Genomic DNA, 15186 nt, shown 5'->3' with positions numbered 1-15186 from the left:
ATATAAGCGTTGTTGGCGTTCATCTAATTGATTAAAATAATTGCGTTCTTCGAGGGTAATTTCCATATAACTAAAAATCAGTATTGAATACGAAGATACAATATTATGAAAATTAATTAGACCAACTTATTATTTACACGTTACTAAGTTCAACAGTATTTCTAAGATAAAAATATCATACAAGAGTTCACAAAACCAGCTACACCTGAGCAGAATGCTCGGGGACACCGAGTCATATTGAATCGTATCATGGAAAGTGTGGTTTGCAAACGTTACGAATTTGAGGATTTAAACGATGCTATTCTTACCATGAATCAATATAAAGAATTCTATAATTTCAAAAGAATTTACTAGGGAGTCAAGTACAAAAGTCCATATAAATTCCTCTTAAACAGAGAGATAGATATGAAAAAAATAAAACTAACAAGCTGAAAAATCTGTCCTAAAATTAGGGGGTTAAGCCAGTATGAATTAACTCAATTTTATTACGTGACAATTTTACTCGCCCTATTCGTTCTAATTGTTTCAATAAGCGAGATATAACTTCTCTTGAAGTAGCAAGTTCTTGACCTAATTCTTCGTGTGTAATGTTAAAAACACTACAACCACATTGTTTAGATTTCCGGTTTAATAATCCCAAAAGCCTTTCGTCTAATTTTTGAAAGGCAATTTGGTCAACAACACCCAACAAATCCTCGAATCTTTTTTGATAAGTCATAAACACATATTGTCTCCAAGTAGCATATTTTTTGATCCATTCATCAATTTTTTCCACTGGTACAGCGATTAATTTTGTCTTTTCGTCAGCTATTGCTGTGATTTCACTCTGACGGCGGTCAAGGCAACAACTCAACGACATGGCACAAGAGTCCATACCGCCCAAATAATACAATAAAGCCTCTCTTCCTTCCGAATCAGCTCTTAATATTTTGACTGAACCACTGAGTAAAATGGGTACGGTTCGTATATAACCCCCAGGTTTCATGAGTGTAAATCCCTCATCTACTTCCACATAATTACCAAATTCCACTAATTCTTCTAATAGTGCAACCTCGAACATATTTCCGAATTTTCCGTGCAGCGACTGAATATCTAATTTCATCTTTGAATGTCTTTTTTAATTGAAACATCAAATTGCATTAAATAATTGAAAATACATTTATTAGAGTCAAACAAATCAATTGAAAAATAGTACAAATCAACTTTTCAATAATTCATGAATCTGTATTTATGAAGTTAGTCAAATTGTTTTGGTAGAATACGATACCTTTGATATATAATAAAACTACTGAGAACAATACGATTCCCGTTGCCATAAATGCTTAAGCACTTTTTCAATTTCTCAAAATATTTTCAAATCAAAATAACGGAGAAAATTATTTACTTATTTCTACCTATCTCGTTAGCATTCATAATTATAAATCAAAAATTCGTAATTCTAATTTTCTATCAATCAATGCTTAACTTAGTTCCGCCAAACTATTTTAAGCTTTTTATATGAACCAAACAAACAACGTTTTTGTCATTACGATTGCCCTAATTCTTTTAGGATTTTTGCTAAAAAAATACAATTTTATTAGCGAAAAAGATGGAAAAACCATTTCCAGATTTTTAATGCACACCACGTTTCCAGCGTTAATGATTATTTCAACGGCAAAAGTCAAATTAGATACTTCATTACTGTTGATTCCAGTTTTTGCCATGTTTGTGGGTTTGTCAATGCTTCTGATTGCTTGGATATGGTTTTCAAATTACGAAAAAGCACTGCGGGGAGTCTTGACAATGGGCGTAGGAGGGTTTAATAGTGGTTTATTTGGATTTCCTATTATTGAAGGATTATTCGGAAAACAGGCAATGGTATATGCTGTTATGTTTGATATTGGAAATACAATTATTGTTTTTGGAGCAATTTATTCTATCGGAAGTTATTTCTCCACGACTAAAAAATCACAGACAGGCATAAAACCAATTTTGAAAAAGGTTTTGACTTTACCTCCCGTTTTGGGAATACTTTTAGGACTGATTATAAATATTACAAACATTCCTTTACCAAAATTATTTTTTGATTTTTTAGAAGTCTTAGCCCTCGGAAACAAACCTTTAGTATTGTTGTTAATGGGAATTTATTTAAGTTTTGATTTAGATAAAAAGCTACTAATTGCCATTTCAAAAGTAATAGGAATCAGAGTGGCCGTTGGGATAACAGTCGTTTTAGCCATATTTTTTTTCGTAAGCAACGATTACTCGTTAATGAAAAAAGTATTAATGATGTGTGTTCTTTTTCCGATTGGATTAACCATTTTGCCCTTTTCCGATGAATTAGGCTATGATTCCAGAATTGCAGGTACAATGTTAAACATTTCATTGATTGTCAGTTTTGTTTTAATGTGGGGGTTCGTATTGTTATTGGGGTTTTGAAAAAAAATAAAACATAAATTCAACGCAATTTATTTTAGTAACGAATTTTCCAAAATTGATAGTAAAACATATAACCATCATTTGTAACTAAAACATGTGTCCTCAACTCAAAAATTTTGGATTATACGGCAAAGAAGCTTCAACGGTTTTGCCAGATTTTCTTAATTTAGTTTCCATAGATTCCAGTTGCAGAAAGCACAACTGGGAAATAAAACCTCATTTTCACAGTAAATTATAAGAATTTTCTTTAAATGAAACCAAAACATCCCAGTTTTTAGAGACACTTTTATTCTTGTTAATGATAAAAATAATTAGAATAAAAACTGATTATGAAAAGGATTTCGTAGTTTCCACCCGTAAATTGGTGTGTTGTAAAGAATTTATTTAAATATTAAGACTATAATTCATACCAACCGCAGTATTGATGATTTTACCAGAGATTTAGGAATAAGTAAAACGCATTTGAATCGGGTATATCAGACGATTACTGGCGAATCAACCAAACAAGTAATCAATAAATATTTGACCAATGAGGCGATGGCACTTTTAGTCCGTTCAGAATTGACTATCTCTGAAATTGCCCATCAGTTAGACTTGAAAGATATGAGTTACTTTTGCCGATTTTTCAAAAATCAAGCCCACATTTCTCCGGCAAAATATAGGGTAGATAATCTCAATTTGGAACATACTAAAAATATTGATGCCCTTAACTATTAATTTCGAAAATGACATACGAATTATTACAAAACCGTTTTAAAAGCCTCATTGATCATAATCCGATGAGTTCATTCCAAATTATGATTGTCGCCATTTGTTTTATACTGAACATGAATGACGGTATTGATGTGCTCATTGTATCTTTTTCAGGTTCGGATATCATCAAAGAATGGGGGCTTTCAAAGGGGCAAATGGGATATATTTTTAGTACGGGATTAGCTGGAATGACGCTTGGATGTTTGTTAATTGCCCCTTTGGGCGATAAAATTGGTCGAAGAAAGGTTTTTATTTTGTCGGTAATTTTAATTTCAAGCGGTATGTTATTAGTTTCGGTTTCTTCCACTTATGAACAATTACTAATTTTTCGATTTATCACAGGCTTAGGAATTGGCGGAATTTTACCAACCATGGCAGCCACTGCCTCCGAATTTTCCAATCAAAAAAATAGGGATTTTAATGTAGGTTTAGTGCAAGCGGGGTGGCCTGTCGGTGCTATTTTTACGGGCTTTTTTTGTGCCTACGCCATCCCACAATTTGGCTGGCGATTTGCCTTTCTTTTTGCAGGTTGTATTTCAGTTTTGATGTTAATTTTGGTATTGGTCTATATGACAGATTCGGTTGAGTTTCTAAGCAAAAAACAACCTAAAAATGCGTTGCCCAAAATTAATACTTTGCTTAGCAAAATGAATTTTGATCACATTTATTTTTTACCAAAAGCTAATAAAACTGAAAACATAATGCCCTTAAAATCCTTATTTTCAGATGAATACAGAAGTTCGACCTTTAAATTATGGATTGCCGTTTTCTTCGGTTTTCTAACACTTTATACCCTTTTAAGTTGGGTACCAACCATTGCCAAAGATGCTGGTTTACCGTTTGAAATGGCAACGTATGTGGGCATTGCTCTCAACCTTGGCGCAATCATAGGCACCGTTTCCGTTGGATTTATTTCGGCAAAATTAGGCTTAAAAAAGACCGTTTTATCGTTTATGATAATGGCTTTTTGCGTGATGTTGTTATACGGAAATTTAATGCTTTCAACCGCCATAATATTCGTAATGATTTGCCTAATTGGCATCTTTGTTCAAGGCGGTTTTAATGGGATTTATCCAATACTTTCCAGCGTTTATCCCACCGAAATACGTACTACGGGTGTTGGTACTGCCGTTGGAATTGGGCGTTTCGGAGCAATTTTAGGGCCAACTATATTTGGTTTACTTTCTGATTCGGGTATGAATATTCCAACCTTGTTTAGCCTTTTTTCAATTCCACTTTTAGTCACGGGGCTATGCGTGTGGAGCTTGAAATCTAAAAATTTAAAATAGCTAAAATGAAAGCAGCATTTTTGGATAAACCTACTGAGATTTCGATACGAGAGGTAGAAATCCCTAAACCTAAACAGGGAGAAGTGAGAATAAAATTAAAGAAAATTGGCGTTTGCGGTTCTGATGTACATCTTTATTTAGGGCATCGACTCTTAGACAAACCAACCATAATTGGACACGAAGGACTTGGCTATATTGATAAAATTGGCGAAGGAGTGATTGGTCGAGAAATTGGTGAAAGAGTAGTCATTGAACCCAATATTCCTTGTAGAAAATGCCGGTATTGTTTGAGTGGTCGTGGCACTATTTGTTCCAACAAGAGGGTTTTGGGCGTAAATGAAGCAGGTTGCTTTGCCGAATATATTTCAATACCTGCCGATTTTGCATGGAATGTTCCAGAGGAGATTTCGGATGAAAATGCGGTGACAATTGAACCGATGGTGGTTGCTTATCACGCCCTTTTTTCATCAAAAGCAAAACCTGGAGATACGATTGCTGTGATTGGTTTGGGAGCAATTGGACTTTTATTAACTCACATTGCCATTGCGTTGGGATATAAAGTTTTTGTAACCGAAATTAATGCCCCAAAAGTAAAAATGGCAACTGATTTAGGAGCAATTTCAATAATACTTGAAGGAAATGAGGAAGCTCAAATTCATGAATTATCCAAAATTTGTGAAGAAAATGATGTTGTTGCGGTCTTTGAATGTGCAGGTTCAGCTTACACAGCATCATTAGTAACTGCTTCAGCTCCAAGAGGTTCTGAAATTGTTTTGGTCGGTCTTTCTGAAAAATTAGCTACATTTAGACCCTTAAAAATTGCTCGGGAAGGAATCACGATTGTACCCTCAATTATTTATGACCATCCTTTTGATTTTAAACGAGTGTTACAATTAATGCAATCGAAAATTATCAATCCAAGTTTTATTATTTCTCGTGAAATGCCTTTGGATGATTTGCAAAATGCCCTTGAAATTGCTGCAATAGGGGACGATTCAAAAATTATTATTAAAGTTTAATCAAATTTGATAACTTAAAACAATCCAAAAACATGAAACCACCCTTCAGAGCCGACCACGTTGGCAGTTTATTAAGAACATCAGCAGTAAAAGAAAACCGTTTACGTTGGAAAAATGGATTAATTTCAGCCGAAGAATTGCGTGAAATTGAAAATATTGGCATCACTGAAACCGTCAAAAAATTAGCATCAACGGGCATGAAATCTATCACGGATGGCGAGTTCCGTAGAGATTATTTTCACCTCGACTTTTTGAAAGAATTAGCGGGCGTAACCGTTACGGGTGGGATTGATGCCAATCCAAACGCAAAAGCTGCCGAAGACGGATTTACTCCACCAAAATTGAGCGTTACGGGAAAATTACAACACGTAAAAGATATTCAAGTAGCTGATTTTGAGTTTCTTAAATCAGTAACAACCCAAACGCCAAAAGTGTCAATCCCGTCTCCTACAATGGTGCATTTTAGGGGTGGGCGTAAATCGATTGATATAAATTCGTATCCCGATATGGACCAATTTTTCCACGATTTGGCAAATGCTTACAAACAAGAAATTGACCATTTATACAAAGCTGGACTTCGATATTTGCAATTAGACGATACGAATTTGGCTTATCTTTGCGACCCAAAAATGAGAGCAGCGGCTTTGGAACGGGGAGAAGACCCTAATGAATTGCCAAGAACTTACGCCGCCTTGATAAATTCAGTAATTGATAATCGTCCCTCAGACTTAACCGTTGGAATTCACCTTTGTCGAGGAAATTACCGCAGCACTTGGTTTGCCGAAGGGGGTTATGAACCTGTAGCTGAAATTTTATTCAATTCAATTAATGTGGATGCCTATTTTTTGGAATATGACGATGAGCGTTCGGGAGATTTTGCTCCACTACGGTTTGTTCCGAAAGATAAAATGGTTGTTTTGGGAATTATTTCTTCCAAATTAAAGGAATTAGAAAAAGTGGACGACATGGCTAAACGCATTGACGAAGCTGCCAAATATATGCCTTTGGAACAAATGTGTGTAAGCCCGCAATGTGGATTTTCATCAACCCATCACGGTAACGATTTGACCCACGACGACCAATGGAGAAAGATGGAATTAGTAGTAAATACGGCCATTAAAGTTTGGGGCGAATCGTAGATTTTTTTATTTCTTTGGATGAAAATGATGTATATTTCATCCAAAGAAATAAATTAACTACTTTCTCTAAATTCCTTGGGCGAAACTCCTACGTGTTTTTTAAAAAGTCTTGAAAAATAAGCCGCATCTTCAAAATTTAATTGATAGGCAACTTCCGAAATAGATAAAGATGTATGGCGTAATAGTTTCTGAGCTTCACCTACAAAAAAATCATTGACTACTTGTGTAGCCGTTTGTTGCGAAATATTTTGGCAAATTCTATTCAAATGAATCGGCGTAATTTTCAATTCGTTAGCATAATCCGCAATCATTTTTTGCGGATTTTTAGCACTTTTTATGCTTTCTATAAATTGTTTATAAATACTCAAACTCCGCTGATTCTGAATAATTCTTTCTTCATTTTGGGCTTGTGTAATCCTAAAAATACTGGTTAAAAATGTCGTAAATAAAGATTGTAGCATAATTTCACGCTCTGGCAAATAACTAAATATTTCCTCTCTAATTTTTTCAATTAAGCCAATGATAAATTGAAATTCAGTTGTATTCTCATCAGCATTTAGGATTCTTAATTTACCCAATTCAATGTTTATTTTGGGATTTAACTTAAACAATTGCGCTAAGAATGAAACCGAAATCGTTAAAACTGTGCCTTGAATTTTCTCCTCATATTCAAAACCATGAAGGGTATTTTCGGGAATCACCATCAAACAAGCATCCTTAAATTCAAATTCTTTATGCTCAATCAATAGCTTTCCGTAGCCTTTTTCAATACAAAATATTTGAAATAATGAAGTATGAATGTGCTGTTTTATCTTCCAATCATGTTTTTGACTCCGTGTTTCAATAGATTCACAATGAATAAAATCGGGCAAAATTACCCTTGCATTATCGCCATAAAGTCCATTGTAATTCAGCATTGTATTTTTCTTAATGTATGTTTTGTCCAAAAATAAGATAAATATATCCAAATTCCATTGAGTAATTTCAAATACTTTTGTGGTGTCAAATTTTAGGAATATAAATTTTATGAATCACAGAACACAAGTCGGAATTATTGGAGCGGGTCCAGCAGGCTTAACCCTTGCTTTATTATTACAAAAAGCAGGTATTTCTTCAATTATTATCGAAAATAGAAGTCGAGAATACGTTGAATCACGGGTAAGGGCAGGGCTTTTAGAATATAATACTGTCGCACTATTTGATGATTTGGGTGTTTCTGAAAGATTGCATGCGGAAGGTTTGGTGCATCACGGTTGTTTTATCAATCATAATGGAAAAAGTCAGCGCATAGATTTTGCCAAACTTACACAAAAGGAAGTAACTATTTACGGACAGCAAGAAGTGGTAAAAGATTTAATTTCAGCTTGTTACGAACGAAATATTGAAATATTCTTTGAAGCGGATGCCACCCAAATTTCCAATTTAGAAACTAAAAAACCACTCATAACTTTTACAAAAAATAACGAAACGCATTCGCTCGAGTGTGATTTCGTGGGTGGATGCGATGGTTTTCACGGACTTTCTCGGAAAACTTTTCCCAAAGATTCTTACCATGAATATAAAATAGAATATCCATTTAGTTGGCTTGGCATTTTGGCGTATGCTAAACCAAATTACGAAGAACTCATTTACGCCTACCATTCCGAAGGTTTCGCCTTAGCCAGTATGCGTTCCGAAAAAGTTTGTCGTCTATATTTACAAGTGAATAATGACGATAAAATTGAAAATTGGTCGGATGAACAAATTTGGAACGAATTAGAAAATCGTTTAGGTTTTGCCTTAAATCGAGGGAATATTTTTGAAAAAGGAATTACCCCAATGCGTAGTTTTATGATTGATAATATGCAATTTGGAAGAATGTTTTTAGCGGGTGATTCTGCTCATATTGTGCCTCCAACGGGTGCAAAAGGCTTAAATTTAGCGATTGCCGACATCAATAATTTAGCAAATGGGATTATTGATTTTTACGAAAATGATAACGAAGAGTTATTGAAAAATTACACGACAAAGTGTTTATCGAGAGTTTGGCGAGTACAAGATTTTTCGAATTTTATGACTTATTTATGTCACAAGCAATCGGAAGAAGGTACTTTTGAAAATCAATTACAAAAATCTAAGTTTGATTATTTAACTATTTCTGAGGCATACCAAAAAACAATTGCGGAGAATTATGTAGGCTTGCCTTTTGATACTTTTGCCTAAGATAAAATGACTTTTACCAATATCAACGGAAAGAATATTCACTATCAATATCTTGACAATCACGATGATAGAACTTTTATTTTTATCAATTCACTCGGAACAGATTTTAGGATTTGGGACGGAGTTGTGGATATTTTGAAGCATCATGGCAATATTTTAAGGTTTGATAAAGCTGGACATGGACTGTCTTCAGATTTACGATTTAATGATTTACGATTGACGAGTCATCAATCGAATATCGAAAATCCAAAATCGTCAATCGTAAATCATTCAAATGATGTATTGGGTCTGATGGATTTTTTAACTATTCAAAAAGCTGTAATTGTTGGGCTTTCGATTGGGGGAATTATCGCTCAATATTTAGCCATTCATCATCCAGAAAGAGTAGAACAACTCATTTTAAGTAATACTGCTCCAAAAGTAGGTTCTGAAGAAGGTTGGAACACACGAATTGAAACGGTTAAAAAAGACGGAATTGCTTCGATTGCTGATAATATTATGAAAGTCTGGTTTTCAGAAAATTTCAGAAATAATCGAATCAATGAATTATTGGGATATAAAATGATGGTTTCAAACATTAACCTTGAAGGATACATCCAAGCATGTGAAGCCTTGAAAGTCAATGACTTAACGAATAAAATTAGTAAAATCAAGGTACCAACTTTATGTTTTGCTGGAACAGAAGATGGCTCAACGCCACCTGAACTTGTAAAAGCAATGGCAGATTTAATTCCCGATTCAACTTACATTTTAATTGCAGGCGTGGGTCATATTCCGTGCGTGGAACAACCAGAATTAATGGCAAATCATATTTTAGCATTTGTAAAATGAACGAATTATACGAACAAGGCATGAAAACCCGCCGAGAAGTCTTAGGAGATACTCACGTGGACAAAGCCGAAGCAAACAAAACGGATTTCGACAAAGATTTCCAAGAATACATTACCAATTCAGCTTGGGGAGCAATCTGGTCACGACCACATCTTACCAAACGAGAACGGTCATTAATTACCATCGCCATTTTGACGGCGCTTGGTTTGGAAGAAGAACTCGCCATGCACATACGAGCAACCCAAAATACAGGGGCAACTGAGCAAGATGTAAAGGAAGTTTTGATGCACACGGGTGTGTATGCCGGCGTTCCCAGAACAAACGGAGCCATGAAAATTGCGAAGAAAATTTATGCTGATTTGGAAAATAAAATTTAACAATAATGGAATCAACCCAAGCCCCATTTTTATATCCTGAATATAAATCAACCATTTTTAGGAGTCCAACGCAACCATTAATGATTGTGCAAAAACATCTAAAAGATTTGACCTTACCCGTTTTTGGCGAATCTCATATTCAAAAATTTGATAATGATTTAACTAAAAATGCCCAAGTAAACGGTGAACCAATCGGTGAAAGAATTAAAGTTTTTGGAAAACTCATGGATGAAAACGGACGAGGTATTCCGAACGCTTTAATCGAAATTTGGCAAGCGAATTCAGCGGGAAGATACATACATAAAGCCGAAATTCACGATGCTCCACTCGACCCGAATTTCTTGGGTGCAGGTCGATTTTTGACCGATAATCAAGGATTTTACCAATTTTATACGATTAAACCAGGAGCATATCCTTGGGGAAATCACTTCAATGCGTGGCGACCAAACCATATTCATTTTTCGGTGATGGGACATCAAATTGAACACCGTTTAATTACGCAAATGTATTTTCCAGGCGACCCATTGTTTGAATATGACCCCATTTATCAGTCAGTTCCGAAACACGCCCGACATTTGATGGTTTCAAAATTCAGTATCGACAAAACCGACCCAGAATTTGCTTTAGCCTACGAGTTTAATATCGTATTGAATGGAAAATTAAAAACGAATTTTGAATAATGGAAATATTTAGCCAAACGCCATCACAAACCGTAGGACCATTTTTTGCATACAGTTTAACCGCAGAACAATACGGATATAATTATAATAGCATTATCACGGATTCTTTGGTTGATGAAACTGATGAGGGTGAAAGAATTCTGATTACAGGTCATCTTTTCGATGGACAAGGAAACGTAATTCCCGATGCAATTATTGAATTAATACAATATTTTGAGACTGATAATCAAGAAATTAAGTCAAAAATTGCTCGTGTAGGAACAGGCACGAGTGTAGATAGTAGTTTTACTATTACCACGATAAAACCCAAAGCCATCAACGGTCAAGCTCCTTTTATTGGGATAATAATTATGATGCGAGGTTCATTGCATCATTTACATACAAGGCTTTATTTTTCGGATGAAAATAATCAACAAGATTTATTATTAAATTCAATTCCAGAAGATAGACGTAATTCGTTGATAGCGAATAAATTACAGAAAAATAATCTAATTTTATACGAGTTCAATATTAGCATGCAAGGGGATAACGAAACCGTCTTTTTTAAAATATGAAAACAGTACCAATTATAGATTTACAGACCGCCGCTTTGATGGTGAAAGAAGGCGATACGCTATTGCAAGGCGGTTTTGGCATGACAGGAAACCCTGTTCATCTCATGCACGCATTGGCTGAAATAGGCACAGGCAATCTTACTTTTATCGGAAATAATACGGGTGAAGCGGGGCTTGGGGGTGGTCGTTTACTTAGAAATGGACAACTCAAAAAGATGATTGGTTCATTTTTTACTTCCAATCCAGATGCAGTGAAAGCAGCACAATCTGGGCAAGTTGAGTATGAACTTTTGCCACAGGGTTCGCTCGCAGAAGCCTTGCGAGCAGGTGGGGCAGGAATCGGTGGTTTTTATACGCCAACTTCCGCAGGAACACTCATAGCAGCGGGGCGAGAAACCAAAATAATTGATGGTATTGAGCAAGTTTTTATCAAAGGAATTCGTGGAAATGTAGCTTTTATTCGGGCTTGGCGAGCCGATACCGCAGGCAATCTGCAGTACCGAATGACGGAAAATAATTTTAATAAAGCCATGGCAACCGCCGCCGATTTGGTTATTGCCGAAGTGGAAGAAATTGTGCCTTTGGGGACAATATTACCCGAAAATATTCATACCCAAGGTTGTTTTATAGATTATTTAGTCGAAGCCAAAATTACCCTCGAAGATTTGGGCAGTTCAGCCTCCGTTTCTTCTTCCAAAAAGGTCGATGAAAGCCGTATGAATATGGCAAAAAGGGCTTTGCAAGAATTAAAAAAAGGGGATGTAGTGAATTTAGGCATAGGAATTCCAACGTTGGTTGCTGACTTAATTACCGAAGAACACGGAATAATTTTGCATACTGAAAACGGAATGTTGGGCGTTGGACCCGTTCCATCCGATGGGGGAGGAGCGATGGAATATCCCGTAAATGCAGGAAAAATTCCCGTTACGGCCTTACAAGGAAGTAGCTATTTTGATAGTGCCGATTCCTTCGGTATGATTCGTGGTGGACATATTGATACGGCCATCATGGGTGGATTGGAAGTTGATGAAGCCGCAAATTTGGCAAACTGGGCAGTTCCTAATAAGCCACTTTTGGGCGTAGGTGGAGCGATGGATTTGGCAAAAGGGGCAAAACGATTAATCATCACCATGACCCACACAAATCCTGATGGTTCCGCCAAAATTGTTCCATCGTGCGTATTACCTTTAACTGCCAAAAATGTAGTAAAATTAGTAATCACCGATTTAGCCGTTTTTGCTTTCTTAGAAGGGAAATTGACCCTCATTGAACTCATGCCCAACGCAACAATTGAAGACGTTAGAGCCAAAACGAGTGCAAGTTTTATAGAAAAAATAACATGAAAAATACCTATATAATTGACGGAATCCGAACCCCAATCGGCAATTTTGGCGGAAGTCTATCTTCTATCAGAACCGACGATTTAGGGGCTTTGGTAATTAAGGAGTTAGCCCAAAGAAACGCCAATATTCCCTTAGATGCTTATGACGAAGTAATTTTTGGCTGTGCGAATCAAGCGGGAGAGGATAATCGTAATGTCGCCAGAATGTCGCTTTTATTGGCTGGATTGCCCTATTCTGTCCCTGGGGAAACGGTAAATCGCCTTTGTGCTTCGGGAATGTCGGCAATTATTCACGCCCATCGAGCGATTCAAGCAGGCGATGGTGATATTTTTATTTCGGGAGGTGTTGAAAACATGACTCGTGGCCCTTGGGTAATGTCAAAGTCTTCAAAACCCTTTGGCAATGATGTGGAAATTTTCGACAGCAGTTTTGGTTGGCGGTTTATTAATCCACAACTTAAAGCACTTTATGGCGTAGATGCAATGGGCGTAACGGCTGAAAATTTGGCAGAAATGTACCAAATCAGCCGAGAAGACCAAGATGCTTTTGCCCTTTGGTCGCAACAAAAAGCGACTGCTGCACAAATTCGAGGCAGATTATCAGAAGAAATTTTACCCGTTTCTATCCCACAGAAAAAAGGTGAGTCTATTATTTTTGATAAAGATGAATTTGTAAAACCTATCACTTCATTGGAAGGTTTAGGAAAATTAAGAGCCGCTTTCAAAAAGGAAAATGGAACGGTAACGGCCGGAAATGCCTCGGGCTTAAATGATGGTGCAGCCGCCGTTTTGATTGCTTCTGAAAATGGTGTTAAACAGTTTAATCTAAAACCCTTGGCAAGAATTGTAGCCTCGGCTGTGACAGGCGTAGAACCTCGAATTATGGGCATTGGCCCTGTTTCTGCCACCCAAAAAGTCTTAGAAAAAGCAGGATTAATACTTGAAGATATTGATATTATTGAACTCAATGAAGCCTTTGCCGCCCAAAGTTTAGCGTGTACTCGTGCTTTGGGTTTAGCCGATAACGACCCAAGAATTAACCCCAACGGCGGGGCAATTGCCTTGGGGCATCCACTCGGAATGTCGGGAATGAGAATAACGTATTCAGCGGCCTTAGAACTTCAAAAACAAAATAAGCGATATGCGCTTGCCACCATGTGTATTGGCGTGGGAATGGGCTATGCGGTTATTATTGAAAAAATGTAAAAGAATTATGAATTATGAGTGATGGATTATAAATGAAAACGTATTCATCACTCATAACTCATCACTCATAACTAAAATGAATTTGTATCAGAATTTCTTCTATTCACCACAAGTTGATGCCTTGTTTACGAACGAAGCAACGATTGGCTATATGCTACAATTTGAATCAGCTTTAGCACAGGCTCAAGCAAAGCATGGCATGATTCCACAGGCTTGTGCAGATATAATTTCCGAAAATTGTGAAATAGAAAATATTGATATTCAGCTACTTATCTCACAAGTTGGACTGGGCGGAAACGCTTGTATTCCATTAGTGAAGCAATTGACCAATGCCGTAAAAAAGCAAAATGTAGAAGCGGCTGGTTACGTTCATTTTGGCGCAACAAGCCAAGATGTGATTGATACCGCCACGATGTTACAAGCAAAAAAGGCAGTCATTATCATCGGAAATGATTTAGAAAAGGTCATTCAACAGCTACAAATTTTAGCCGAAAACCACCAACAAACTCCCATGATTGGCAGGTCGTTTATGCAACAAGCAAGACCCGTAACTTTTGGATTTAAAGTGGATACTTGGTTAGACGGATTAAGCCGTACAAAAGAAAGAATCGAAAGAATTTTACAGGATAATTTTGTCGTACAATTAGGCGGTGCGGTAGGGAATAAATCGGCTTTTGGAGCGAATGGGGAAGTAATTTCCGAAACTTTAGCAACAATTCTAACGCTTAAAAATTCACCGATTTCATGGCATACTCAAAGAGATAGAATCGTTGAAATTGCCACGGTATTGGGTATTTTAACGGGGACAATTTCCAAAATAGCCAAAGATGTTTCTTTGATGATGCAAACCGAAATAGCCGAAGTTTTTGAGCCTTCGGGCGATGGTAAGGGCGGTTCATCAACAATGCCACACAAACGGAATCCAGTTTCGAGTATCGCCATTCTTGCCAATGCCCAAAGAATTCCTAATTTAGTATCAACGATGCTTTCCTCCATGACCCAAGACCACGAGCGAGCCACTGGGCAATGGCATGCCGAATGGGAAACTTTCAATCAAATTATTCAATTAACGGGCGGAACGTTAAATCAAGCAATAAATTTAACCAATGGTCTGGAAATCAATGCGTTAAACATGCTAAAAAACTTAGAAGCAACCAATGGATTGATTTATGCGGAGTCAGTTTCACTCGCCTTATCACAATTTATTGGGAAAAACGAAGCGCATCTTTTTGTTGAAAAAAGTTGTCAAGAAGCAGTAAAACAAGGGATTCATTTGAAAGAGTATTTGAAGAGTCAACCAATTATTGAGCAATATTTACCTGATGCGGTGCTTGAAAGCTTATTTAATAATTGGTTTTAAAACAGTTTAAATATTT

At 36.5% G+C, this 15186-nt stretch carries 15 protein-coding genes; 13 read left to right on the top strand and 2 right to left on the bottom strand.

The annotated features are described in order from the left end of the window. Positions 1-448 precede the first annotated feature (448 nt). On the bottom strand, positions 449-1102 hold the full coding sequence (locus AC1W31_RS12025) for a Crp/Fnr family transcriptional regulator (RefSeq protein WP_481734693.1): 654 nt from the start codon (positions 1100-1102) through the stop codon (positions 449-451). Between the two features lie 395 nt (positions 1103-1497). Between AC1W31_RS12025 and AC1W31_RS12020 the strand changes: the two genes are divergently transcribed. From AC1W31_RS12020 to AC1W31_RS12000, 5 genes are all read left to right on the top strand, one after another. Continuing rightward, on the top strand, positions 1498-2418 hold the full coding sequence (locus AC1W31_RS12020; RefSeq protein WP_481734692.1) for an AEC family transporter: 921 nt from the start codon (positions 1498-1500) through the stop codon (positions 2416-2418). A 378-nt stretch (positions 2419-2796) separates the two neighbouring features. Beyond that, on the top strand, positions 2797-3135 hold the full coding sequence (locus AC1W31_RS12015; RefSeq protein ID WP_481734694.1) for a helix-turn-helix domain-containing protein: 339 nt from the start codon (positions 2797-2799) through the stop codon (positions 3133-3135). An 8-nt stretch (positions 3136-3143) separates the two neighbouring features. Next, the gene (locus tag AC1W31_RS12010) at positions 3144-4460 is read left to right on the top strand and encodes an MFS transporter (protein WP_481734691.1); all 1317 of its coding nucleotides are present in this window, start codon (positions 3144-3146) and stop codon (positions 4458-4460) included. A 5-nt stretch (positions 4461-4465) separates the two neighbouring features. Further along, on the top strand, positions 4466-5479 hold the full coding sequence (locus tag AC1W31_RS12005; protein WP_481734689.1) for a zinc-dependent alcohol dehydrogenase: 1014 nt from the start codon (positions 4466-4468) through the stop codon (positions 5477-5479). A gap of 32 nt (positions 5480-5511) precedes the next feature. Then, entirely contained in the window at positions 5512-6618 is a 1107-nt protein-coding gene (locus tag AC1W31_RS12000; protein WP_481734688.1) for a 5-methyltetrahydropteroyltriglutamate--homocysteine S-methyltransferase, read from the top strand. A gap of 53 nt (positions 6619-6671) precedes the next feature. Here the strand turns inward: AC1W31_RS12000 and AC1W31_RS11995 are convergent, their stop codons facing one another. Then, on the bottom strand, positions 6672-7535 hold the full coding sequence (locus AC1W31_RS11995; protein ID WP_481734687.1) for a helix-turn-helix domain-containing protein: 864 nt from the start codon (positions 7533-7535) through the stop codon (positions 6672-6674). A 109-nt stretch (positions 7536-7644) separates the two neighbouring features. Between AC1W31_RS11995 and AC1W31_RS11990 the strand changes: the two genes are divergently transcribed. From AC1W31_RS11990 to pcaB, 8 genes are all read left to right on the top strand, one after another. Then, complete coding sequence (locus AC1W31_RS11990; RefSeq protein WP_481734686.1) at positions 7645-8820, top strand: 4-hydroxybenzoate 3-monooxygenase; 1176 nt, start codon at positions 7645-7647, stop codon at positions 8818-8820. A gap of 6 nt (positions 8821-8826) precedes the next feature. Next, positions 8827-9651, top strand: a complete 825-nt coding sequence (pcaD, locus tag AC1W31_RS11985; protein ID WP_481734685.1) for a 3-oxoadipate enol-lactonase — start codon at positions 8827-8829, stop codon at positions 9649-9651. Then, positions 9648-10028: a 4-carboxymuconolactone decarboxylase gene (gene pcaC / locus AC1W31_RS11980; protein ID WP_481734684.1), complete on the top strand. Its 381-nt coding sequence runs from the start codon at positions 9648-9650 to the stop codon at positions 10026-10028. Before pcaD ends, pcaC begins: the two co-directional genes overlap by 4 nt. Positions 10029-10033: 5 nt before the next feature. Then, positions 10034-10708 carry a protocatechuate 3,4-dioxygenase subunit beta gene (gene pcaH / locus AC1W31_RS11975; protein ID WP_481734683.1) on the top strand — a complete coding sequence of 225 codons (675 nt, stop codon included), beginning with the start codon at positions 10034-10036 and terminating at the stop codon, positions 10706-10708. Beyond that, positions 10708-11262: a protocatechuate 3,4-dioxygenase subunit alpha gene (gene pcaG, locus AC1W31_RS11970; RefSeq protein WP_481734682.1), complete on the top strand. Its 555-nt coding sequence runs from the start codon at positions 10708-10710 to the stop codon at positions 11260-11262. Before pcaH ends, pcaG begins: the two co-directional genes overlap by 1 nt. Then, entirely contained in the window at positions 11259-12605 is a 1347-nt protein-coding gene (locus tag AC1W31_RS11965; protein WP_481734681.1) for a 3-oxoacid CoA-transferase, read from the top strand. The genes pcaG and AC1W31_RS11965 overlap by 4 nt, the downstream gene beginning before the upstream one ends. After that, a complete protein-coding gene (pcaF, locus tag AC1W31_RS11960; protein ID WP_481734680.1) occupies positions 12602-13810 on the top strand; it encodes a 3-oxoadipyl-CoA thiolase in 1209 nt (402 codons plus the stop codon). Before AC1W31_RS11965 ends, pcaF begins: the two co-directional genes overlap by 4 nt. Positions 13811-13886: 76 nt before the next feature. Continuing rightward, entirely contained in the window at positions 13887-15170 is a 1284-nt protein-coding gene (gene pcaB / locus AC1W31_RS11955; protein ID WP_481734679.1) for a 3-carboxy-cis,cis-muconate cycloisomerase, read from the top strand. The last annotated feature ends 16 nt before the right edge of the window (positions 15171-15186 follow it).

The organism is Arcicella sp. (genome assembly GCF_964672035.1).
The sequence above is the reverse complement of the archived record's forward strand: the minus strand, read 5'-3'. Positions and strand labels throughout refer to the sequence as shown.